This window comes from Streptomyces sp. NPDC006476 (assembly GCF_040612015.1).
Taxonomy (GTDB): domain Bacteria; phylum Actinomycetota; class Actinomycetes; order Streptomycetales; family Streptomycetaceae; genus Streptomyces; species Streptomyces griseorubiginosus_B.
This window is the reverse complement of sequence record NZ_JBEXPK010000045.1, coordinates 53,719-76,992: the sequence shown is the minus strand read 5'-3', so window position 1 is coordinate 76,992 and position 23,274 is coordinate 53,719. Positions and strand designations below refer to the sequence as shown.

Genomic DNA, 23,274 nt, shown 5'->3' with positions numbered 1-23,274 from the left:
CTGCAGTTCCTCTACCAGGGCAAGTCCCCCTCCGCGAGCGGCCCCTACGACCAGCTGCCGTGGCGGCCGGGCGTCCTCACCCTGCAGCGCTGACCGCTGCTCACCGCCTCGTCGAGGAACCCCAGCCGTGCGCCGGCTGGGGTTCCCGTCGTTCGGGGACCAGACGGAGGCTCGGCGAGGCTTGTCGGGCTGATGGGTGTGCTCCTGGTCCTGCGCGGCGTGGGCGCCGGCGTCCGGGCCGCATTCACTCACCTTCCGCCACAGCGACGCATTCCTCGACCGGCACGGCCCGCACTCCCCCGGCCTCGCGGTCGACCTCGGCTTCCCCGCCGTCACCTGTCAGCACGATCATCCCCTTCGCCGAGCCCGACCAAGACGACGAAATGCGCCCCCATCGAAGAGATGGGGGCGCATTCGCCAGTTTTGCCTACTTAAGTGCTGTACCGCCCGAGTTGTGGTACGCGATCGTCTTGTTGATCAGGTTTCCGCCGTCGGACTCGACCGTGGTCTGTTCCTGCTGCCCTGGACCGAAGAACAGGCCGGCGACATGGGCGTTCGCCACCTGGTCCATGTGTCCGAAGAACCAGTCCACCTTGTCGTCCTTGTAGTGGTTGAGGGTGTTGTTCTGCGCCATGTTGCCCACGGGGATCTGCCACAGGACCACCGGCTTGCCCACGGACTCGGCCATCGTCTTGTAGAACTTCAGCGTGTCAGCGGCCGTTTGGTCGGTCCAGAAGTGGTCACTGCCGCCGTGGGCCGGCTGTGCGTACCAGCCCGCGTCGCGGTCCGACACGTCGGTGACCAGGAAGTCGGCGTTCTGCGCCCCGAGGCTCGCGTAGTCCTTGACGCATCCCTGGGTGTTGTTCTGCCAGTCCCAGCAGGTGAGGTGGAGCCCCGCGGCGGTGTTCGGCGCGTACTTGTGCGCCATCGAGATCAGGCAGCGGGAGAGTCCGGCGGCGCTGTTCTCCTGGGATCCGCAATCCGTCGGATTCGCGGCCGAGACCTGCGCGGCAACCTTGTGCGGATCGCCGAGCGACCGGACGTAGCCCCAGAAGTCGGGCTCAAGGTCGATCGCGTCGTGCGACGTGCCGATCTTCTGGAGGAAGAAACGGTAGTCGTTCAGGTACCGGGTGAGCAGGTCGACCCGGTTGATGGCCTTGACCTCACCCGGACCGTCGCCCTCGCCTGCCGCATCCCCGAGGTCGCGCAACGAGTACCAGGTCCAGAGCATCTTCTGCGGACGCGCGCTGCCCTTGTACGTCGCCTGGGCCGCCACGCTGTCCCGCCAGGTCACGTAAGTGCCGGGCGCCGTGGTGCTGCCGTTCCAGCAGCCCCACCAGTTCGACCACCCGTCCTTGCACTTCGCTGCCGTGTAGTAGTCCGACGAGGGCGCGGGCTGGCTGTGCACATAGGCGTAGCGCGCGTCGAACGGCGCGGCGTTCGCTGAGGCGTCGGTCATCGAGCCGCCGATGATCACCTTGTCACTGCCCAGGAAACTCTTCGCCGAGCTGCCGCCACCGCTCGTGGGCGACGGAGACGCGGACGAAGGCGAGGACGACGGGCGCGGGGCGCTCGGAGTCGGGCTCGCGGGAGCGCTGCTGCTCGGCGTGGTGGGCGTACCGCCGCCGCTGACGTTCCCGACCGCGACGAGCTTCCACTGCTGATCGGCACCGCCCCGGTCGCGGTTCTGGACGACGTTGCCCCCGTCGGCCTTGGCGGCGTTGCGGACACCGACAGCCATGCCACTGAAGTGATTGACCAAACGCAGGTAGCTGTTCGACGACTTGGCCAGTTTGAACTGCTGGTTGGTGCCGTTCAGGTCTTTCCACTGCACGATGGCGGAGCCGGCGGTCTTCGACCAGCCGAGGTCGTCCAGCACCTTGCCGGAGTTCCGGTTCTTCAGCCGGTAGTACCCGTCACCCGCGTCGATGAACTGCCACTGCTGGTTGGCCCCGCCGTGGCGCGCCCACTGCACCACCGCCGCGCCGTCGTTCTTGGCGGAGCCGCGGTCGTCCAGCACCTTGCCGCTGTTGCGGTTGACCAGCACGTACCACTTCTTCAGATCCAGGGTTTTCTGCTGCGCCGAAGCCTGGCTGACCACGACAGCCGAGCCAGCCACGACCACCATGGCGAGACCCGCCCAGAGACCCCGACGCGCGAGCAACCGACGGCCACGATGCCTCGGGCGACCACCGCGCGAGCCGCCGTCGCCGCGGTGGCCGCCGACGGGGGACTCCACCGATGACGTGGGTGGGCCGGGGACATGTCTGTGCTCTCGTTCCAGGGACACGCCTGTGCTCTCTTTCAGCTGTTGCTCTGACCGGACCACTTGGCCGGACAACGCTGAGTGGTCCGAGAGGCCGAAAAGGTTGCCGCGAAGAGCCACAGAATCTTTTTCGTCACCGGTGCGCGTGCTCAACGACCTTGCGCATGCTCAACGACCTTCTGAGTGCGCGCGGTAGCAGGCGGACCCGGAAGCGGGGCCGCAGGCCGTTGTGGCTGCGGCCCCGCTCGGGCGTCGGGGTCAGGACGGGTCGCCGTACTGGAGGCCGCGGCCGTTGGTGCCGATGTAGACGCGGCCGAAGGTGTCGGGGTCGCCGGTGATGATGCCGAGGCTGCCGATGGCGCCCCACTGGTGGGCGTCGTCGTTGACGCGGAGCCAGGTGGTGCCCTTGTCGGTGGAGCGGAAGACTCCGGTGACGTTGTCGACGGTGCCGATCAGGTAGAGGGCCTGGTAGTCGGCGCCGGGTGCGGCCTTGCCGAAGCCGAGGGCGGAGGCGGACTGCACCGTCTTGAGTGTGGTGAAGGTGCGGCCGCCGTCGGTGGAGTGCAGCAGCCCGTTGCCGCCGCCGGCGATCCACAGGTCCCCGCTGATGCCGGGGACGGCGGTGAGTCGGCCGGAGGGCAGGCCGGTGGCGCGGGCGGTGAAGGTCGCGCCGCCGTCGGTGCTGGCGTGAAGCGTTCCGCCGGTGAGTGAGTAGAAGGTGTTGGCCGAGGAGCGGTCGGCGACGACCACGGCGTCGGTGCCCAGGCCGCTGACCTTCGACCAGCTCGCTCCCTTGTCGGTCGAGCGGTACGGGGCCTGGCCGGCCTCGGTCCACACGATGGTGGAGCCGTCCGCCGCGAGCGCGACATGGCCGCTGTTCGCGCTGCCCACCGGCTCTGCCGTGAAGCCGTTCCAGCTGCTGCCGCCGTCGGTGGAGTAGGCGCCGTCCTGCGCGCCGCCGGTGCCGACGCGGACCATCACCGAGGGGGCCGACTGGGCGAAGTCGATGTCGGTGCTGCTGCTCATCAGCGGGTTCTTCAGCCGTCCGGCGGGCACCTCGGTCAGGGAGTCGTGGCGGAAGCCGCCCTGGTCGCCCATGGAGGTGATGACGGTGGCGCCGCCGGGAGGGGCGATCGCGTCCGCCAGCGAGGTCTCCTCCAGCCCCCGGGCCCCGGAGGTCCAGTGGCTGGTACCGCCGCTGTCCGAGGCGTTGGCGTCCTGACTGCGCCAGATGCCGTTGCCGGTGCCGTACAGCACGTGCCCGGAGTCGAAGGGATCGATGGCCAGCGCGGTCATCCAGTGCCCGATGCCGGTACCGACGTACGGAGCGCCGGAGGCGTCCCGCTGCGACTTGTCGGCCAGTGCCTTCCAGGTCGTGCCGCCGTCGGTGGTCCGGTAGACCTCGTCCTGGGGCCACCAGCGGTCGAGGGTGGTGACCATCACCGTGGACGGCTTCTGCGGGTCGACGGCCAGACCGGAGAACCCGTAACTGCCCTGGGAGGGGGAGATGTTCTTCCACGCGCCGCCGGACGGCGTGTACTTCCACACCGATCCCGCCGTCGCGTCGTTGGGGCCGATGTCGTTGCTGTACGACAGGTACAGCGAACCGTCACCGGAGACCACGCCGTGCTGCGGCATCTGACCGGTGGGCTGGCCGGAGACGGCCTGCCAGCTGCTGCCGCCGTCGGTGGAGCGGTACAGGGAGGTGGACCTGTCGTTGACGCCGACGTAGACCGTGTTGCTGCCGGCCGGGCCGTACGTCACGAAGGAGATGCCCGCGCCGCTGCTCGCCCCGTCCTTGACGGGGAACGAGGAGACCTGACTCCATGTCGCGCCGTAGTCGGTGCTGCGCCACAGGCCGTTCTTGCGGGTGCCCAGCAGCAGGGTGGCGTGGTTCGCGGGGTCGATCACGAGCCGTTCGCCCGCCCCGCGGCCGGGTTCGTTGCCGCCCAGCTTGAACGGCAGATCGGTGCGCTGGAAGGTGCGGCCCCGGTCGGTGGAGCGCAGGATCGCGCCGTTGCCGGCCCACTCGTTGGTGTAGGTGCCCGTCGCGAGGTAGAGCCGGCCCGGGTCGACGGGGTCGGTGGCCAGCGAATCGATGCCCAGCAGGTTCCAGTCCTTCTCGCCGAGCCAGTCGGTCAGCGGGATCCACTGCTCGGCCGAGGTGTCCCAGCGGTAGGCGCCGCCCATGTCGGTGCGCGCGTACAGCAGGCCCTTCTCCTTCTGGTTGAACACCAGCCCGGTGACGTAACCGCCGCCCACCACCTGGGCGTTGTTCCACACATACGGTCCGGCCGCGGCCGTGGTCTGCGCACCGCCGGTCCCGGCCGTCTGGGTCTCGGCCGTCTTCACCAGCTTCCACTGCTGGTTGGTGCCGCCGTGGCCCGGATACTGGATGATCGGCGCGCCCTCGGCCGTGGAGCCTCCGGAGACGTCCAGGACCTGGCCGCTCCTGCGGGAAGTGAAGGTGACGGCGTCGGAACCGCTCACATCGTCGATCCGCCACTCCTGGGAGGTGGAGGAGCTGTCGGTCTGCTGCTCGGCGGCGGCCGCCTGGGCGGTCGAACCGCCCGCTATGCCGAGCACCTTGCCGCTGTTGCGGTTCACCAGTTCGTAGTAGCCGTCCCCGGTGGGCTTCAGCTTCCACTGCTGGTTGGCGGTGTTCTGGTCGGTCCACTGCTGGATACGGGTGCCGTCGGCGGTGGAGAAGCCGTTGACGTCCATCACCTTGCCGCTGCGCACGGAGACCAGTCTGTAGTAGGCATCACCGTCGACCGTCGCAGCGTGCGAATCCTCCTGCGCGAACAGGAGATACGGCACGACGGCGAGGGGTACGCCGAGGAGCAGAGCAGTGGCGGTCCAGCGACGGCGGTGACGCCCGCGGCGCCCGCCGTTCGTGGGGTTGTTCATGGGGAGGTGTTCTCCTTGCATGCCGTTCACCGGAGGTCCGGATCCAGACACCGGAACTGACCGGATCCGATCCCCTGTGGTCACAGGCTCCGCAAAGGGTTGCCTCGAGCCGGGAACTCTTTCACCTCGACGACGCCGGGACGGTCGCCGTCACCGTCGGTCGGCCCGCCGCGGGCAACCGCAACTCCTGCAACGCCCGGAAGATGTACGGCGCGAAGGACGTTGCCGGCAGGGCCACGGAGATCGCCCCGGCGGCTACCGGGGCACCGGCCTGGGAACGCGGAACACAACGCCGTACACCGAGAAGGGGCCGGACTCCCGGGTCAATGACCTGGGGGTTTCATCATGGAGCGGGTGACGAGAATCGAACTCGCGCTCTCAGCTTGGGAAGCGACGGCGCTTGGGGAGCCGGAGCGCTTCTGACCTGGGCATACGTGGTCCGGTGTGGCGCCCGGGAGCGCACGATCGCACCGTAGTCGACCGCGGTTCACCCGTCTTACGGGCACGCTGAGGGCACAGCACCGAGGAATGATGTCGGGAAACGACGGGCGGTGTGCCGCTTCGACGGGCTCTTGGCCCGACTCGGCTCAATCACTTGGCCGACTCGGGGGCGCTTCGCCGGTGCACACTCCTCCACCCAAGCCGCTCCCCCCGGCTTCCGGGGCCCACCGGGTGGATAGCGCCCTCGCCTGCCATGTCGTCGGGAGTAGGCTCGAGGGCACCGAGGGTGCCTCGTGTGCCGGCTCACGCGCCGGTGCCGTTCTCGGCGAACGACGACGCCGGGCCGGAACCGTCCGGACCCGGAGCAGGGTTCGCCCATGACCGTGAACACGCCGGACCGCCCGGAGACCGCCCACCTGGTGACACCCGGCCGACAACCAGCGCTTACCGAGGCGCCGCCGCAGCGGCGTCGGCAGGGGCCCTCACCCGAGAAGGGCGAGTTCGTCCGCCCTCTGACCCGGCGCCAGATCGACGACCGCATGCGAGAGCTCGGCGAGTTGTACACGCACACCTCGTCCAGCCAGGTGCGGGCATCGGATGCGTCGAACCAGGACCGGTCTGCCGTATTCCGACGACGGCTCGCGGGCCACATGCGGCGACCGGGGTTCGAGCTGCTCGTGGCGGAGACCGCCGGCCCCTCGGGCGCCATCGGCCTCACAGCCTGCGCCTACGGTTTCCCCGTGCGTGGCGACGGGCCCTGGTGGGACGGTCTCGACGGGTGCCTCCCACAGAGCCTGCTCCGTGTCGCCGCCTTCGGCAGGCTCTTCGCCATCGCCGACATTCTCGTCGAGCGACGGGTACGCACCCAGGACCAGAGCCGCGAGTGGAACCTCGCCCGGCGCCTGCAGAAGCGGCTGCTGAGCGATCACCCGGCCGCGCTCGGTGTCACGCTGGTCGACCGTGACAACGCGGACACACTCGAAGCACTGCTGTCCTGGGGCTGGCGCTGCCTGTCGGCCGAGGCCCGCGGGGCGTCGTATCTCACTCCCGGCCGACTTCTGGTGCTCCGCTGACCGACGAGCGACGACGGCGACCGGCGGGCGCGGGCTCCTGCCCGTCCGTTCTCGTTCGATCGGCACCCGCGTCGACCGCCTTGCACGCCCGTTCGCCTTCCACCCGTCCCTGATCCGTCCCGACCCTGGTGAGGCACCATGCGCTGTGTGATCGCCCGTTATCCCTTCGACCTGTCCAAGGCGGCGGTGGAGATGTCGATGGAGAACGTTCTGCCCGAGCCCGTGACGGGGGAATCTGTCGTCATCGGGGACCGGGTGTACCCCGTCAAGCAGGTGGGAGTGGTGATCACCCGCCAGGACCCGCGCGACTTCACCGCCGCGGAGATGGTCCGGGCACTGGTCCGTCTCGGCTTCACCTGCCGGACCGCACCTCAGCAGCCCCCGCCCACGCCCGGCCTGTCGTACGGTTCCGTCGACCGTTTGCTCGGCTGACCCTCCCGTACGTCCGCCGCGATCCGGCCGAACCGGGACGCGGCGGCCCTCCTCCGCGCCGCCCGCCCGCGCAGGTCACCGCACCCGCGCCGGGCCGACGCCGTATCCGCGCCGACGGGGGCGGCGCGACCGGTGGCGCAAAACCTGCGGTCGCCCGGCCACCGGCCGTCCGGTGTGCTTCGATCGCTGCGGGGAAACCGGCCCGAAACACCGGCACACCGGGACATACGCGACCGACGGGTCCCACGGCAGCCGCACGCGGATCCAGGAACACGCATCACGCACTACGCGCCACGCACGCGAAGCGACAGCGGATCCCGGAACATCCACCGGGACACGAAGCCCGGTCCCGCGCCCGGGAAGCAGATCCGGGAACCCGCCCAGAACCCGCCCAGGAGAAGAGGCACACCCATGCCCGTGCCGAGGCCCGCGCTGCCGTCGCCCGTCACGGACCGGCTCACCGGGTGGTGGTCCGGACGTACCGGAGGACAGATCCTGACGGCCGCGTCCTGGCTGGCCGGCCCGCTGACCAGCCCCGCCACCCCCGACGACTACCTCGCCCTGCTGGACCCGCTGCTGTCCGCCCGAAACCCGTCGGGCCGGATCGTCGCCGTGCACGCCGAGGGCGCCGCCGCGGCCACCCTGACCATCCGGCCGGGGCGCGGCTGGGCCGGGCACCGTGCCGGGCAGTATCTGCCGGTCGGGGTGGAGATCGACGGTGTACGGCACTGGCGTACGTACTCGATCACCGCACGGCCCGGTGATCAGGCGCTCACCATCACCGTGAAGGCGGACCCCCGCGGCCGTGTCTCCCCGCTCCTCGTGCACCGCACACCGCCCGGCACGGTGCTGCGACTCGGGCCCGCCCAGGGGGAGTTCGTACTGCCCGAGGCGCCGCCGGAACGGATGCTGTTCGTGACGGCGGGCAGCGGCATCACCCCGGTGATGGCAATCCTGCGCACCCTCGCCGGCCGCCGCCGACCACCCGGTGCCCGGGACGCCGTCGTACTCCTGCACAGCGCACCCGATCCCGAACAGTGCCTCTTCCGGGATGAGTTGACCGACCTGGCGGCCCGGTCGCCCTGGCTGCGGCTCGGGCTGACGTATACGTGCACGCAGGGTCGCCTGACCCCGGAGCGCATCGCCGCGCTCTGCCCCGACTGGCGGCGCCGGGACGCCTGGGTGTGCGGCCCGGCGGGACTGCTCGACGCGGCCGAGCGGCACTGGGGTGCCGCGGGCCTGCGCGGGCGGCTTCGCACCGAACGCTTCCGGCTGACGCCCGTACTGCCGCAGGCCGCCGACGCCACCGGCGGCCGGGTGCGGTTCGACCGCAGTGGCGTGGAGACCGACGCCCCCGCGTCCGCCCCACTGCTGCTGACCGGCGAGAAGGCGGGCGTGGCGATGCCGTACGGCTGCCGCATCGGCGTCTGCCACAGCTGCCTCGTATCTCTCGTCGACGGCCGGATCCGTGATCTGCGGACCGGTGAAGTGCACGGAGAACCCGGCGAGTTGATCCAGACCTGCGTCAACGGAGCCGCGGGTCCGCTCGTCCTCGATGCCTAGGACCTCCCGAGGAGGCCCCCCATGACCGCAGCAACTGCCCTGACTGGCGAGCAAGTTGATCAGAGCGACGAACTGGGCCGCGAACTCGACCGCATCCGATCCGAGGTGGTCGCGGCGCGCGGAGCGGACGACGCCCGCTACATCCACACGATGCTCGCCGCGCAGCGCGCCCTGGAGACAGGCGGCCGCCTCGCGCTCGCCGTCTCGGTCCTCCCGCCCGCCTGGCTGGCCGGCACCGCGATGCTCACCACGGCCAAGGTCCTGGAGAACATGGAGCTGGGCCACAACATCCTGCACGGCCAGTGGGACTGGATGGGCGATCCGGCGATCCACTCGACCACCTGGGAGTGGGACTTCGCGACACCCGCCGACGCCTGGAAGCGGACCCACAACCACCTGCACCACACGTACACCAACGTCGTCGGCCGCGACCGCGACCTCGGCTACACCATCCTGCGGATGAGCCCCGAGCAGCCCTGGCACCCGGTGTACCTGCTCCAGCCCCTCTACGCCGCCCTGCTCGCGCCCGTCTTCGAGTGGGGCATCGCCCTGTACGACCTCGAGGCGGAGGCCGTGCCGGCCGGCCGCAAGAGCGTGCGGTCGTTCCTCGGCGACCTCACCGGCCTGGCCCGCAAGGCGGTGGCCCAGTTCGCCAAGGACTACGTCCTCTTCCCGCTGCTCGCCGGCCCCTCCGCCGTACCCTGCCTCCTCGGCAACCTCACGGCGAACGCCCTGCGCAACATCTGGGCCCACACCGTCATCTTCTGCGGCCACTTCCCGGGAGACGTACGGACCTTCACGGAGGACCAGATCGAGGGCGAGACCCGCGGCCAGTGGTATCTCCGCCAGATCCAGGGCTCGGCGAACATCGACGGCTGCTTCCTCTTCCACGTACTCACCGGCAACCTCAGCCACCAGATCGAGCACCACGTCTTCCCCGACCTGCCCAGCAACCGCTACGCCGAGGTCGCGCCCCGGGTGCGGGAGATCTGCGCCCGGCACGGACTGCCGTACGTCACGGGGCCTCTTGGTCGGCAGTACGCGTCGATGTGGGGGCGGGTGCTGCGCCACGCGCTGCCGTAGGCGTTCCGCGCCAGGCGTCCTGGGCGCTGGCATAGGCCGGGAAACGGCCGAGTACGCCGCCGCCGAGCAGGACGAGGTCGATGCCCAGGCTGCTGTGGACGACGCGGACCCAGCCCCGCCGGGCCCGGCAGTCGTCCCACGCCTCGCACAGCGGGCGCAGGATGCTTCCGTCCGCGAAGGTCACCTCGCGGAGGTCCACTATGAGAAAGACGCGCCCGCATCCGGTCCGGGCACCCTCCAGAGCGTGCACCAGGGGTGCCACGGAGGTCAGGTCCAGCTCGCCGTGGGCGTGCACCATCCGGCATTCGTCGAACAGTTCGGGCGTCGGGAAAGGCTCGTGCGGGTCGGGATGAGCGCACATGCGCCCCATCTCCTCTGTCCGGTGGGAGCTTCAGTGTGCGCAGAGCCTCTGTTGCGCGGAACGGACTGCACGGAGAGGGCCGGGGCCAAGGGCTACCGCGCGTCGAGCCTACTGCCGCGTGGTGCCTGCCGAGCTGTCTTTCGCCCGGGGGACGCCGGCCGCACGCCGCACGCCGTCACGTGTCCCGGGAGGCGGGACCCCCGAGCGCTTCCGAGGCGACCTGGAGGGGGCTGCGGACACGCCCGTCCAAAAGCGGTGCGGCCTCGGGACGGGCGTGGCAGGTGAAGCCGAGGCGGGACATGGCCCGGATGACCTCGCCGCTGGTGAAGTCGCGGCGGTCCTGCCGGGTGATGACCTCACCGACCTGCATCACGGGATAGCGGCGGCGGCCGATGGTCACGGAATCACCGGTGACGATCTCGGGCGTGACGCCCGCCATCGAGGCCAGCACTCCGTGCTTGGTCAGTTCGAAGGGGAACCGGGCGATGACACAGCGCATGATGCCTCAAAGGGAGAAGGGGAGGGGGGTGATGACCGGGCGCGGTGCGCCGAGGACGTCCCGCAGCCGGACGCGGTCCGTGTAGCCGGAACTGCCGCGGTGCACGGCGAGTTCGGCCCGGGTGACCGAGCCGGTGCGCTCGTCGTCCCCGTCGCACAGGAGCAGGTGCTCCACACCGGCACCGGCCATGATGGACAGGGCCACCTCGACGGTCATGTCGTCGAACACCCGCAGCTCGATCGCGTCCAGGTGATCGACCCGGGCCATGACGTCGGGAGCGGTCGGTTTTCGATGCATCTGAAGCGGTGTCACTGCTGCCTCCTGCGGTACGGGCGGATGTGTTCTGATCGCGACGGCTTTGCGCAGGCGGTCGTCCGTCGCCGGTCGGCGACGGACCCGCGACATGTCATGCTGCGCGGCGCTGTCCCGCGGGCCCGCCCCGAGCGGCGCGCCCTCGACGGCCTCGGGCCGAGGCCGAAGTACGGGCCGCGGCTCGCCGGGGCGGCTCCGCGGGCGGCGCGGTGATGACGACCGGGACGCCGGTCGGGGTCCGGGCGCCGGTGATGCGGCTCAGTTCCGCCTCTCCCGAGCGCACCGCGGTGATCGTCGGGGCGATGCCGGCCGAGGCCATCAACCGGCTCACTTCGCGGCGCTGGCCCGGCGTCACCAGGGTGACGACGCTGCCGGACTCACCGGCGCGCGCCGTACGGCCGCCGCGGTGCAGGTAGTCCTTGTGGTCGCCGGGCGGATCCACGTTGACCACCAGATCAAGGCCCTCGACGTGGATGCCGCGCGCCGCGACATTGGTCGCCACCAGCGCCGTCACCTGCCCGCTCTTGAACTGCGCGAGGGTCCGGGTGCGCTGCGGCTGGGACCGGCCGCCGTGCAGGGCGGCGGCGCGGACACCGCTGCCGAGGAGGTGCCTGGTCAGCCGGTCCACCGCGTGCTTGGTGTCCAGGAACATGATCACCCGGCCGTCCCGCGCCGCGATCTCGGTGGTCGTGCGGTGCTTGTCCGCCTCGTGCACATGGAGCACGTGGTGTTCCATCGTGGTGACGGCACCCGCCGACGGGTCGACGGAGTGGACCACCGGGTCGGTCAGATAGCGGCGTACCAGCCGGTCGACGTTGCGGTCCAGGGTGGCCGAGAAGAGCATCCGCTGGCCCCCGGGACGCACCTGGTCGAGCAGCGCGGTGACCTGGGGCATGAACCCCATGTCGGTCATCTGGTCCGCCTCGTCCAGGACGGTCACGGCGACCTCGCCCAGCAGGCAGTCGCCCCGGTCGATGAGGTCCTTCAGGCGCCCCGGTGTCGCGACGACGACCTCCGCCCCGGCCCGCAGCGCGTTCGCCTGCCTGCCGATCGACATCCCGCCGACCACGGTGGCCAGTCGCAGCCGTACGGCACGGGCGTACGGGGTGAGCGCGTCGGTGACCTGCTGGGCGAGCTCCCGGGTGGGGACCAGGACGAGGGCCAGCGGCCGCCGCGGCTCGGCTCGCCGTCCCGCCGTACGGGCCAGCACCGGGAGGCCGAAGGCGAGGGTCTTGCCCGAACCGGTGCGGCCACGGCCGAGTACGTCACGGCCGGCCAGGGAGTTCGGCAGGGTCGCCGCCTGGATCGGGAACGGCACGGTCACGCCCTCGTGGCCGAGCGCGGCCAGCAGCGGCGCCGGCAGGGCGAGTTCGGTGAACGACTCGACGGCGGGCAGTGCGGGCACGACCGTCTTCGGCAGCGTGAACTCGCCGCGGGGTGCGGCCTGTCGGCCTCCGTTGCCCTTGGGGCGGCGCGCAGCGCCGGAGCGGCTTGCGGCAGAGTCAGCAGACTCCTCGAAACGGTCGTGGGGGCGGGTGGCGCGTGTGGTTCGACGGGTGTGTTGAGCGCGTGAAGGGCGTGCTCGGTTCATGCGGAACCTTCCTCGATGCGGGCGCGTGTCAAGGAATTCCCGCAGCACGGTGAACGGCGCAGAGAATTGCGAGAACGAGCAGGAGACGACAGAGGTGATTTTCCCTGAGAATGCAGCGAGCTGGGGCCCGCACCCCAAGGTGCGGGCCCCAGCTGCGAAGTATGCTTCGGTGCCGTGGTCAGGCCGGAACGATGTTCTCGGCGGTCGGGCCCTTCTGGCCCTGCGCGATGTCGAACGACACCTTCTGGCCTTCCTGCAGCTCGCGGAAGCCCTGGGTGGCGATGTTCGAGTAGTGGGCGAAGACGTCGGCGCCGCCGCCGTCCTGCGCGATGAAGCCGAAGCCCTTTTCGGCGTTGAACCACTTCACAGTGCCGGTAACCATGTCATTTCTCCTTCGGAAACGGTGCTCGGAGTTCGCCCTGTGCGTGCTCCGTGTCGCCGTGATGATCTGCCCGTCGGAAAATGAACCCTTTGGCAACCACAACTGCAACCTGAATCGACAGTAGCACGTAATGCTCGATGATGTGCCGCGAATAATTCCGCTCAGACGGTTGGCGCGGGGAATATTCCCCGCGCCACGTGCCTAATTCTCCCTTCGAGCCGACAGATATGTGCCCCCTCAGCGGGCCAGGAGCGTGCTCGCGCCAAGGTGGAGGGCGGGGTCGGCCGCGGCGGCCATCAGACGGGCGGCTGTGTCGGCGGGCTCCTCTGGCGGGACCACCAGGAGCACCCAGCGTCCTACCGTGTCGCAGTCCAGGGTGATGACGTGCGCTTCGTCTGCGGATCCGGTCACGTCCACGGCGATCACCTGGCCGGGCGCCATGACCGTGTGCGGTGTGTCGGGCCATTGGGCGGCGTCCACGGTGATGCGTACCGTGCTGCCCGGGTCCGGTTCCAACGCGGCGACGAGCGAGGGCAGTTCCAGTTCCAGGGCGTCACAGCGTGGCCACCATGCTCCGTCCAGCGGGCCGTGGCTCACTTCCGGGGTGAGGGCCAGGCGGGGCAGGGGCATGCGGTAGGTGTGCCCGCAGTCCGCGACTGGGCCTTCGGCCGGCGTTCTGCTGGGTTCCATCGTGCGGTCCCGTCCCGGGAGCCGAGGACGGCTGCCCGCTTCGTCACTCGTCCGGGAACGGCACCGCCGGTCGCGCTGCGCGAATAGCCCTCGGTACGCTCAGGGTACGCCCGGACGGGGAGGAGTGGGCCGAGGAGTGACACCCGGGCCGGTCACAGGGCCAGCACCGCGCGCACTCTGTTGCCGCCCCCGTCGACCGGATCGATGTCGAAGTGCTGTGCCAGGCACCGCACCATGGCGAGGCCCCGCCCGCTCTCACCCCAGGTCGTCAACGGCCGCACGCCGGGTCGGCCGGGGCTGCCGTCGTAGACCTCGACGGTCACCTGGGTGTCCGACACGTGCAGGCGTAGACGGCAGCTGCCGCCGTGCCGAGTGGCGTTGGTGACCAACTCGGAGACGATGAGGGTCGCGTCATCGATGTGCTCGGCGCCGAGCCCCGCCCTCCGGTGGTCGCTCCGGGCGAGGAACTGCGAGGTCAACTTGCGTGCCATGCCCGCCGATTCGGCCTCGTCGGGCAGCAGGTACTCAACTCCTGCGGAACGCCGATGGGTACGCCGATGCGTACGCATGGCGGATCACTTCCCCTCCTGGGCCACCCGACCACCATGGCCGTGGCCGCTCGCCGGTCCGCGGCATGTTCTCCCCCGCCGGGCCTGCCCGGTGCTGATGCCCCGTGCAGGTGATCGCCAACCGGAAGCGGACGGACCGGGCGTCGTCGGCGCGGCACCGTGAAGGTCACATGTCACGCGCCGGGCGACTTCCTCCCGCGTCCTGAAGGAGCGCGCTCGCGGTGAGGCGGAGCGCGGGATCGGCGGCGGCCGTCATCAGTCGCCCGGCCGTGGCCGTCCCGGTACCGGGCGGGACGACCAAGAGGTCCCGGCGTCCGACGCCATAGGCGAAGAGCCGGATGGCGTGCGGGTCGAACCCGGACGTGAACCACGCGGCCCGCACCGTGTGGCCGGCGACCGGCAGCTCGCACGGTGCCTGGGGCCAGGCGTTGCGGTGCGCGGCCACACGGCTCACACGCCCCCACGACCTGTCGAACGCCTCGATGAGCGCAGGCAGTTCGGCCTGCAAGTCGTCGGAACGGGGCCACCAGGCGCCGCTCACGGGGCCGGGCGGGAAGGCCGGCGGGCGCAGGGTGAGACGGGCGGGCCGAAGCGAGGAGGGCGGTATCCGGTCGGGCATGGCGCGTTGACCGGTGGGCGCGTTCATGTCGCGGTCCCTGTCCCCGGGCCGCCGTGCGACGGACCGGTGTCGTGGTGCGCCGAGAACGACGCCGACGGGCAGCCGGCGTACGAGCAACTCCCGGTTCGTTCCACGCTACTCCGCCCCGGTGCGTCGACAGCCGGGCCGTCCGAGAGATTATCCATCGCTCGCAGGGGTTCTCACCCGGGGTGAGTCCGCCTAGTCTTGCGGTACTCCGCCGTGCACAGGATTCCGTCGCAACGCACGCGGTTCGGCAGCCCGGTGGCTGCCTGTGCCCCCAGCCCTTGGGCAAAGACCACTTCGCAGCCTCTGCAGAGCAGTCGGCTTTCGTTGCCCGTTGTGGGCTGGCTCCTGTGCTCACCCAGTCCTGCTTCCCCTCGTCGCGAGACCGGCGCGGTGCCTCCCGTGTGCCGTCGCACGGTCCGATGCGGGGCACACGGCTCCCGATCGCGCGCCCGTGAAGGGGGATTCGGCCGCGCGGGGAGTCTCAGACGGCCGCCGCCGAGGATCGGACGACCGGCGGCGGCCGTCGGAAGGCGCTTGCGCCGGCGGTCGCGTCCCGCGAGGTGGTGCAAGCGATCACGCGTTGTGCCCTCCGCCACCCGCATCGCGATGATCTCCGCTCAGGTGCGGCACGCGAAGTGCCCCGGCCGGGCGCCGGGAGTGCCCGTCCGGCGAAGTCCCCGGCGTGACCTGCGCGTTCCGGTCCGTTGATCGGCTGCACCAGCCGGCGGGACGCCATCGCGTCGGCGGCCCCGTGGCTGCTTGCGCGCGCGGCAGCCGCCCGGTTCATGCCCGCAGCAGCCGCCCGGTGATCTCCCGGTACTCCCGCAGTGCGAGCCGGAGTTCGGTGGACTGCGTCTCGGGGTCCTGGTCCTGCCAGCCCGCGCGCAGGACGCGTCGCCGTTCCTTGAGGGCCTCGAGCAGCGCCTCGGTGGCTTCGTCGAGGGCGCTCTCGGCCTCCTCCAGGGCCTCGCGCGGTGCGTCCGCGAAGGCGTTCACGGCGTGTCCGAGACGCCGGACGACCTTGTCCCGTCCATCGGACGGGATCAGCGGGTCGGGGCCCGGAGAGCGGCGCTCGCCGAGGCCGGCGGGTCGGTCGGCGGGCTGCTGGGCGCGTGTCTGGTCGTACATCGTCGTATGCACCGTTCCCGTTGTGATGGGGTTCGCCGCCGGAAGACGCCTCTGGCCTTCCCGGCGGCCTGCTTCAGGCTGCCGGGAACCCGGTCGGCCCGTCCTTCACGGCCCTGCGCCGCCTTGTCGGTCTACGTCCGGCGACGATCCGTGTCAACGTGGCGCCGGCCGAGCGCACCCTGCCCGGGGACTCTGATCAGAGCTATCCGGGTGTTCGCCGGCACGGGGAGTACCGCGCCGGCGAACGAGGGTGCTTCGTGCCTGCCTGACAGGTTGTCTCCAGCACACCGCCCATCCATCAGGGCCCTCGTCCTGCTCGCCCCGGTCCGGGGCCCCGGAACCTGCCGGTCGTGCCGCCGGACACGACCGAGGAGGTCGTGGAACCGCTCATGTCGGCGGCCGCGGGCGGTCACGTCCGCCCCGGCCCGTCACGGGCTGCCCGGAGGCTCACCAAGCCACCGGGGCGCTGACGGCCGGAGCGGGAAGCGCGGCGTCACATGTCCGCCGCCAGTCGGCCCGCCCGAGCGGCCCGGCCTCGTACGACGAGGGAGTGCCGTCGGGCTGTTCCGCCGCCATGAGGGCGGACGCGGTCGAACGCGGGCCGATGCCTGCGCTCGCGGCGGCCATCAGCCGGGCGGCCGAGGGATCGGCGGTCTCCGGGGGAATCACCAGGAGGTCCCAGGGGCCCGCCGTTCCGGACAGCAGCAGGATCTTGTGCGGATCCAGCTCAGAGGTGAACCAACCGACCTTCACCACGTGGTCGTTGACGAAGATCCTTCGCGGAAGGATCGGCCAGTAGCGGGGATTGACGGCGATCCGGGTGATCCGGCCCCACAGCGGGTCCAGTACGTCGGCCAGCGGGGGGAGTTCCTCTGTCAGGTCGCGTGAGCGGGGCCACCAGGCGCCGTCCAGTTCGACGTATCCCGGAGGAGGGCAGCTCACAGGCCTGAGGGCGAGTCGTGCGGTCGGGGCCCTGAGGGGCATGGCGCTCAGCGGAGAACGGTCGTTGGTCGCGGACATCGTGCGAAGACCCGTCTCCGGACCCCTGCGCGTGGGCAGTTGTCCGGCGTCGTTGCTCACCAGGAACGACACCGGTATCGGGGCCGGTGCGCGAAATGCTCCCGATGACCTCACGCTACTCCCCGAACAGGCCGAACGGACCGCTCCCGGCCGTCGCCTCACTCGCTCCCGCGATCCTTCTCCGGGGACCGGCTGGTCTCCAGCCAGGAGCGCGCCGGTTCCGCCGCCCGCGTTGTGTCGACGACGAGTTCGAGGCGCGTTCCTCCCCCCGCGCCCGCGGGATAGCTGCGCTGCTCGGTGGCCGCGAAGCAACGACGGAGCACCTCCGCGACGCGCCGGGCGACCTCGGGGGAGGTCGCGACGATGCGTACATCGGCATGCCCTTCCCGGGGTGCTTCCGTGGGCTGCTGCATGGCGACCTCGTCGTCTCGTCACGGATCAGTGGACCGGATCTTCGACTGTACTCCGGCGCTCCGCCCCTCCTCGCGGTGGTCCTGCGCAGTCGTACGGCCTGGTTGCAGACGGGCATCCGGCCCGGAGCGTCGGACCACGCCGTGCCGTTCACCCGGACCCTGACCAGGTGGCCCAGGCGAGCGGCAGTCCGGCGAGCAGCGAGGGGGGTTCGGTCGGCGGGTCGTACGAGCGAGGCCACCGCGCTCTGTCGACGGGGCGGCACGGCGCTGTCCGCGTGCTGCGCAACGGGGCCGTCGGTCCCCGTGGGCCGACTGCCTTCAGTCGACATCGGGTCACCCCCGGTGAGCGTGAGTGCCTGTATCCGATGCTCCGCCCGTTTCTGAAGCTCCGCTCGACCGTCGGTGGCGGTAGTCCTGGGCGTGGGCGTTTCGGCTGGAGGCGTTCGGGGACACGGTGGGCGGAGGTCGCGTCGCGTGCCGGTTCGGCAGTGAGCCGTCGTTCAATTCGTCCGCCCGCTCCTGCCGTCCGGCTGCGACAGCGGACGGCAGAATCGTGCCTTCAATGGGACCGCGCGGCGGCGAGCGCCCTGTCTTCTCGTCCTGGGACCGTGTGCACTCCGGTGCGTACGGGTGTGCCGTTCAGCGGGTTGTCCATCGTGATCACATCCCAGACCGCGGGTCTCCCGCCCGGGTCGCTGATGCCGGAGCGGAATCGCGAGGACGACAGTTCTTGGCATGGAACGACCTTCACGGGATCCAGGTTTTCTGTGGTGCCCTTCCCGGTGATCCCGCCGCCGGAGAAGCGGTTTCACTTCACCACGCGGAGTAACGTGGTGAAGGCACCTTCCGATCCCGTGTTCGCCGGAGACGCCGAACCTCGAAGACGGGCAGATTCGTCATGGTCGACTCCGACACACCCCCTGGTTCACGGCATCTGCCCAGTGCTGATCTTTCCGACCTGCGGCCCGGGAGCGCACTGCTCCGACTGAAGACGACGAAGTCACGCGAGGGCATCCTCGACGGGGCGTGGTGGCCGCGGTCCCGGGACATCGGTGCCGAGCTGCCCGCCCTCGTGACGGCCCTCGCCGAACACCTCGGTCCCGTCACCCGAGTAGGGCTGGATGCCGTGGGCTGGGAAGGGCTCCCGACGCGGATCGTCGTCGACGACCGTGTGGTGCACATCGACTCCTTCGCCGTCGGTGACGACACTGTTCTGATCACCCGGGGGGAAGAGGACGTCTTCTCGTTGCTGGTGATTCCGCCGAACGCGACACCCGAGGCCGCGCACGCCGCCATGGCCCAGGCTGTGCTGCCCGGCAACGTCACCCGGGCGGAACAGATCCTCATCGACACCGGGACCGGGAGCGCGGCGCCCTGAGGGACACCCTCACCGCCACCATAGAGCCGCCCCGGGACCGCGGGCCGGAAGCCTCCGCTCGTCCGGACGTCGTGCTCCTGCACAGTGCGCCGGAGCCGGACGAGTGCCTCACTCCTGCGGAGTCGGCAGATCCGGGCTGCTCGGCGCGGCGGAGCGCCAGTGGGCCGCGGGTGTTCGGGAGCGGTTGCACGTGTCGGTGAGGGCGTCTTGTGCGGCGGTGTCGGCCGCCTGTCGACGCCCGTCGCACGGGCCCCGCGGGAAGCGTCCGCTGCCCGGCGTCCTGCGCGGTTGCGCGGGCGCCCGGCGAGCCCGCCGATGTCAGGCGGGTGAGCTCAGCGCGCCGGTCATGAGCGGCTCGGCATCCTCCTCGGTGGTGTCGGGCGGCACGACCAGAAGGTCCCAGCGGCCGTGGCCGGGGGCGACCAGGACCACGGTGTCCAGGGCATGCCGCGCGACGGCCTTGCGCAGTCGTACGACCTTGTTGCACACGATCCGGCCCGGTGCCGCGGACCAGGCCGCTCCGTTCACGGTGATGCCGGCGATGTGCCCCCAGGCGGGTGGCAGCCCGGCGAGCAACTGCGGAAGCTCCGCCAGGAGGTCGTAGGAACGGGGCCACCACACGCCGTCGAGGCGGCGCGGCAGGGGCCTGCCGGGTGCCAGGCGCAGACGGAGGTGAGGGCTGGTGGGCGGGAGCCGTGGCGCTGTGGTGGTCATGAGGGTTCCTTCAGGTGCTGGTGGAGCGGCTGGTTCGGGTCAGGCGCGGCGGTCGACTCCGGCATCGATGTCGGCTCCGTCCCCTGTATGCGTGCCAGTGCCGTGAGCCGGGCGACTCTGCCTCAACGCCTCGTGGCGGCCGGCCTCTTGTGCGTGGCCCGGTGCCGGCCACGGGGTCGGCACCGTCCTCCGACGCCGTCGCGGTGGTCGTGAGGCTCTCCGGCGGTGATGTGGCGTCGGCGGCCGCTCCGTCGGCGGTGAGCACGAGGAACGCAGCCATGCCAAGGGGGTGTCCAGCGCGGTCGCGTCCTGACGGTCAGTCGGCCGGGTACAGCGGACCGCTGTGCCATGGGGCGACGGCGCCGGTGGTGAAGAACAGCAGGACGGTCCTGCGCGGGTCGGGCTCCGGCCGCGAGCCGGTGGCGGAAAGGCCCCGCGCGGCGCCGGGCTGCCCGCTCGGGCGGAGGCGGGAGGGGCGAGAAGGCCGGGAGGGAGGGGAGGAAAGAGGCGCCGAGGAGCGCTGTGGGAGAGCCGTGAAGGGTTCTGGGGCCGAGGTCATCATGCCGGCCTGTCTCGGGAGACCCCGGGGTTCAGCGGGTCTACCGGCGAGTGTGTCTCGCCGAGGACGAGACCGGCGCGGGAGCCGGTGTGCGACATGCCCTCAGTGCCTTCCACCGTACTCCGTCGCGCGGTGCTGTCCCGGCCGGCGGCGGCAGACGGCCCCGCTGCAACCGCCCCACCGGTCTGGGCACCGCCCGCCGCAGCGTCCACCGCGGGGCATGCGCAGCCGGGAGTACGGTGGAGACACCGAGAGTTCCTCGCGCACCGGCTCCGACACCCTTGCCGCCCTCGGCGAGCGACGACACCGGGCCGGGTTCGTCCGTGCCCGGGGGCAGGGCCGGACCCATGACCGTGAACGTGCCGGTTGCACCGACGACCACCGGGCTCCTCGGGGGACACGTCGGCTCGGACCGGCGAGGTGCCCGCAAGCAGCGTCGGCCGGGGCCGGAGCGAGGCTCGTCGCCACGCGCGGGTGAGCGTGTCCGTGAGCTGACCCGAGGTCAGGTCGAGGATCGAATGGGGGAGTTGGGCGACCTGTACGCGCAGACCTCGGGCGGCGGCCCCTGGGCGTGGAACCAGGCCCGCAGCGCCTTCCTGCGACGGCTGGCGGCAGATGTGCGACGACCGGGATTCGAGTTGGTGATCGCGGAGTCCACCGAGCTGACCGGATGCGCCTACGGCTTCCCCGTGCGCGGCGACGGGCCCTGGTGGGAGGGGCTCGACGGACACCTTCCCGGGAGCCTGCTGCGCGCCGCCGCCTCCGGACGCCTCTTGGTGATCTCCGTGATACTCGTTCCGCCCCAGGTGCGCAGAGAGAACCAGGACCGTCCCTGGAACCTTGCCCGGCGCCTGCAGAAGCGGCTGCTCACCGACCATGGCGCCGCGCTCGGCGTCATGCTGGTGAGCCGCTCCGACAGCAGGGCCGCCGAAGCGCTGCGGTCCTGGGGGTGGCGGTACGTCGAAGCCGACGCGCCTCGCACGTCCCCGTTCCCGCGCGGCCCGTTCCGTGTTCTTGTCCTCGGAGCCTGAACACCGTCCCAGCACCCGTCCTCTGTCACGGCGTCGGCAGACGCAGGGCGAGCAGAGCCACGTCGTCGGTGCTGCCGGGCGGCATACGGGCGAGCAGCTGGTCGCACAGCGTGTCCAGTGGCGCGTGGGCGAGCGTCAGGGCATGGCGGCACAGCCGGTCCAGGCCGGTGCCGAGGTCGCTGCCGGGGATCTCGATCAGGCCGTCGGTGTAGAGCAGCAGGGTGGAGCCCGGTGGCAGGGGCTGTGTGGCGTTCGGCCGGCCCTCGCCGGTGCCCACGGGTGCGCCGAGGACCAGTCCCTGTCCGGCTTCGAGGTACTGCGCGTGTCCTCCGGGGGTCAGGAGGAGGGGCGGCGGATGTCCGGCGCTGGTCCACCGCAGTGTCCACGGTCCGGCGGGCGGGTGGCCTTCGACCCGGGCGAGGACGAGGGTGGCCATGGGGACGGTGGTGATGGCGGGCATGGCGTCGTCGAGACGGTCGACGACGGCGCCGGGGGGCCCGGTGTGGTCCCAGGCCAGTGCGCGCAGGATGCCGTGCAGTTGCGCCATCCCGGCCGCCGCGGTCAGATCGTGGCCCACGACGTCGCCGATGACCAGCATGAGGGTGCCGTCCTTCAGCTCGAACGCGTCGTACCAGTCGCCGCCGACCTGGGAACCGGCCGGGGCGGGCTGGTAGCGGGCGGCCAGTTGCAGGCGGCCGGGCTGGGGCAGCGGGGCGAGCAGGTTGTGCTGCATGGCCTCGGCGACGGCGCGCTGGCGGCCGAACCGCCGTGCGTTGTCGATGACCAGGCCGACCCGGCGGCCGATGTCGCTCACCACCTCCAGGTCCTCGGTGTCGAAGGGGTGCGCCGGGTCGGTGCGCACCAGCGTCAGGGCGCCGGTGAGCTGTTGCTTCGAGCCGAGCGGGACCGTGATGGCGGACGTCGCGTGCACCGTCTGCAGGAAGTGGCTGTGGACGGCAGCCAGGGGAGAGACGGGCGGTGCCGCCGTCTCCGCCGTGTCCCGCTCGTTGTGCAGCACGGGATCGCCTCCCTGCAGCACCTGGACAAGAGGTGAGCGGTCAGCCGCCCCCGTCTCGGGAAGGCGCTCGCGCCCGCCCTCCAGCCCGGCAGCCCGGCCCGCGGGACCGGTCACCGCCACCCGGTGGACCTGCCCGGAACCGGTCCGGAGGTCCACCGCTGCCCAGTCGGCGAGGCGGGGAACCAGCAGGCGGCCCAGCCGGGCGAGGGCCTCGTCGGTCTCCAGGGTCTGGCCCAGTACGTCGGTGATCTCCGCGACCAGCGTCAGCCGCTCGGTGAGGTCCTCCAGAGCACTCGTGTAGGCCGCGCGTTCCCGGCCCGCGCTGCGGTCGCCCGTGATGTCGGTGAACAGCACGGCCATGCCCTGGTAGGAGCCGCCGACCGTGAGAGGGGAAGCGGACCAGGAGATCGTGGCCAGGCGCCCGTCACCGCGCAGATAGTTGTCGCCCTCACCGCGCGCGGCGGCTCCCGTGGCCAGCGCATGGAGGAGCGGGCACTGCTCCCGCAGAAGTGCGCCGCCGTCCGTGTCCCGGTGCAGCAACTCGTGCGCGTCCTTGCCGCGCATCGCGGCGGCGGCTCGGCCCAGCAGCCGTTCGGCGGCCGGGTTGACGGCGAGGATCCGTCCGGCCGGATCGACCACCATCAGGGCCGTGCTCAGCTGCTCGACGACCTGACGCCAGAAACCCGACGCGCCTGCCGCCGGCCGCGACGGCTCCTCACCTCCCGCACCGGGCACCGCATTCAGCACTACGCCGCCCTCCAGTGATGGCGGCCTCCCTCCGAAGGCCGCGGGCGCATCAGCATCAGGGAAACCGACACCTCTGTCACCCCATGGTCCCCTGTGAGGAACCCGCTCGCATGGCCGGCACGAGGACCTGGTCGTCCGTCTCCGCCGTGCCGCGTGCCCTCCTCACCGGCGGCCATCCGCATACTGCCGCCGTCAGCGGACGGGACGCCGCAGGGCGCGCAGGCAGCCGCATCGCGAAGAGGGCCACGTCGGCTACGAAGAGCACGAAGCCGCATTGCCAGGAGACGGCTCAGGTCGTCCGCCGCCTGCTCCCGGCCGGTACGTCATGCCGATGCCGGTCCTGCGCCGGGGGCGACCACGTCATGGTCGAGCCAGTCGCGGACGTCGGCCTAACGGATCGTGCCGTGCTCCTGCTGCGCGTTCCCCCGGCGGTGCGACGGCCTCGGCG

At 71.2% G+C, this 23,274-nt stretch carries 21 protein-coding genes; 6 read left to right on the top strand and 15 right to left on the bottom strand.

Going from position 1 to position 23,274, the window contains the following annotated elements; translation table 11 throughout:
• Positions 1-427: 427 nt before the first annotated feature.
• Together ABZZ74_RS36915 and ABZZ74_RS36910 are read right to left on the bottom strand one after the other, a co-directional pair.
• Positions 428-2,128, bottom strand: a complete 1,701-nt coding sequence (locus ABZZ74_RS36915; protein ID WP_356772572.1) for an RICIN domain-containing protein — start codon at positions 2,126-2,128, stop codon at positions 428-430.
• Between the two features lie 396 nt (positions 2,129-2,524).
• Complete coding sequence (locus ABZZ74_RS36910) at positions 2,525-5,176, bottom strand: RICIN domain-containing protein (RefSeq protein WP_356772570.1); 2,652 nt, start codon at positions 5,174-5,176, stop codon at positions 2,525-2,527.
• Positions 5,177-5,994: 818 nt separating this feature from the next.
• On the opposite strand from ABZZ74_RS36910, the gene ABZZ74_RS36905 reads away from it, so the two are divergent.
• The 4 genes from ABZZ74_RS36905 (at position 5,995) to ABZZ74_RS36890 (ending at position 9,768) form a co-directional block, all read left to right on the top strand.
• Positions 5,995-6,690, top strand: a complete 696-nt coding sequence (locus tag ABZZ74_RS36905; protein ID WP_356772568.1) for a hypothetical protein — start codon at positions 5,995-5,997, stop codon at positions 6,688-6,690.
• Positions 6,691-6,828: 138 nt separating this feature from the next.
• Positions 6,829-7,122, top strand: a complete 294-nt coding sequence (locus tag ABZZ74_RS36900; RefSeq protein WP_356772566.1) for an SCO5918 family protein — start codon at positions 6,829-6,831, stop codon at positions 7,120-7,122.
• A gap of 411 nt (positions 7,123-7,533) precedes the next feature.
• Positions 7,534-8,685 (top strand): ferredoxin reductase, encoded by a 1,152-nt coding sequence (locus ABZZ74_RS36895; protein WP_356772564.1) that lies wholly within the window; start codon positions 7,534-7,536, stop codon positions 8,683-8,685.
• 21 nt (positions 8,686-8,706) lie between these two features.
• The gene (locus ABZZ74_RS36890; RefSeq protein ID WP_356772562.1) at positions 8,707-9,768 is read left to right on the top strand and encodes an acyl-CoA desaturase; all 1,062 of its coding nucleotides are present in this window, start codon (positions 8,707-8,709) and stop codon (positions 9,766-9,768) included.
• On the opposite strand, the gene ABZZ74_RS36885 is transcribed toward ABZZ74_RS36890, so the two are convergent.
• The 11 genes from ABZZ74_RS36885 to ABZZ74_RS36835 form a co-directional block, all read right to left on the bottom strand.
• On the bottom strand, positions 9,701-10,129 hold the full coding sequence (locus tag ABZZ74_RS36885) for an STAS domain-containing protein (RefSeq protein WP_356772560.1): 429 nt from the start codon (positions 10,127-10,129) through the stop codon (positions 9,701-9,703). The two genes, ABZZ74_RS36890 and ABZZ74_RS36885, sit on opposite strands and share 68 nt — an antisense overlap.
• 175 nt (positions 10,130-10,304) lie before the next feature.
• Positions 10,305-10,628, bottom strand: coding sequence for an SCO5918 family protein (locus ABZZ74_RS36880; RefSeq protein ID WP_356772558.1), 324 nt, complete (start codon positions 10,626-10,628; stop codon positions 10,305-10,307).
• Between the two features lie 6 nt (positions 10,629-10,634).
• Positions 10,635-10,895: a hypothetical protein gene (locus tag ABZZ74_RS36875; protein ID WP_356772576.1), complete on the bottom strand. Its 261-nt coding sequence runs from the start codon at positions 10,893-10,895 to the stop codon at positions 10,635-10,637.
• Between the two features lie 139 nt (positions 10,896-11,034).
• A complete protein-coding gene (locus ABZZ74_RS36870) occupies positions 11,035-12,531 on the bottom strand; it encodes a DEAD/DEAH box helicase (RefSeq protein WP_356772556.1) in 1,497 nt (498 codons plus the stop codon).
• 178 nt (positions 12,532-12,709) lie between these two features.
• Entirely contained in the window at positions 12,710-12,913 is a 204-nt protein-coding gene (locus tag ABZZ74_RS36865; RefSeq protein WP_097266693.1) for a cold-shock protein, read from the bottom strand.
• Between the two features lie 237 nt (positions 12,914-13,150).
• The gene (locus ABZZ74_RS36860) at positions 13,151-13,603 is read right to left on the bottom strand and encodes a DUF5994 family protein (protein WP_356772554.1); all 453 of its coding nucleotides are present in this window, start codon (positions 13,601-13,603) and stop codon (positions 13,151-13,153) included.
• 152 nt (positions 13,604-13,755) lie between these two features.
• Entirely contained in the window at positions 13,756-14,094 is a 339-nt protein-coding gene (locus tag ABZZ74_RS36855) for an ATP-binding protein (protein WP_356772552.1), read from the bottom strand.
• A gap of 244 nt (positions 14,095-14,338) precedes the next feature.
• The gene (locus ABZZ74_RS36850) at positions 14,339-14,818 is read right to left on the bottom strand and encodes a DUF5994 family protein (protein WP_356772550.1); all 480 of its coding nucleotides are present in this window, start codon (positions 14,816-14,818) and stop codon (positions 14,339-14,341) included.
• A gap of 783 nt (positions 14,819-15,601) precedes the next feature.
• Positions 15,602-15,946: a hypothetical protein gene (locus ABZZ74_RS36845; protein ID WP_356772548.1), complete on the bottom strand. Its 345-nt coding sequence runs from the start codon at positions 15,944-15,946 to the stop codon at positions 15,602-15,604.
• Between the two features lie 447 nt (positions 15,947-16,393).
• Entirely contained in the window at positions 16,394-16,930 is a 537-nt protein-coding gene (locus ABZZ74_RS36840) for a DUF5994 family protein (RefSeq protein ID WP_356772546.1), read from the bottom strand.
• A 194-nt stretch (positions 16,931-17,124) separates the two neighbouring features.
• Entirely contained in the window at positions 17,125-17,379 is a 255-nt protein-coding gene (locus tag ABZZ74_RS36835; protein WP_356772544.1) for a hypothetical protein, read from the bottom strand.
• An 898-nt stretch (positions 17,380-18,277) separates the two neighbouring features.
• Here ABZZ74_RS36835 and ABZZ74_RS36830 point away from each other — a divergent pair.
• A complete protein-coding gene (locus ABZZ74_RS36830) occupies positions 18,278-18,757 on the top strand; it encodes a DUF5994 family protein (protein WP_356772542.1) in 480 nt (159 codons plus the stop codon).
• 318 nt (positions 18,758-19,075) lie between these two features.
• Here ABZZ74_RS36830 and ABZZ74_RS36825 read toward each other — a convergent pair whose 3' ends face one another.
• The gene (locus tag ABZZ74_RS36825) at positions 19,076-19,471 is read right to left on the bottom strand and encodes a DUF5994 family protein (protein ID WP_356772540.1); all 396 of its coding nucleotides are present in this window, start codon (positions 19,469-19,471) and stop codon (positions 19,076-19,078) included.
• Positions 19,472-20,548: 1,077 nt separating this feature from the next.
• Here ABZZ74_RS36825 and ABZZ74_RS36820 point away from each other — a divergent pair.
• Complete coding sequence (locus tag ABZZ74_RS36820) at positions 20,549-21,061, top strand: hypothetical protein (RefSeq protein ID WP_356772538.1); 513 nt, start codon at positions 20,549-20,551, stop codon at positions 21,059-21,061.
• 25 nt (positions 21,062-21,086) lie between these two features.
• Here ABZZ74_RS36820 and ABZZ74_RS36815 read toward each other — a convergent pair whose 3' ends face one another.
• A complete protein-coding gene (locus ABZZ74_RS36815) occupies positions 21,087-22,826 on the bottom strand; it encodes a SpoIIE family protein phosphatase (protein WP_356772536.1) in 1,740 nt (579 codons plus the stop codon).
• Between the last annotated feature and the right edge of the window lie 448 nt (positions 22,827-23,274).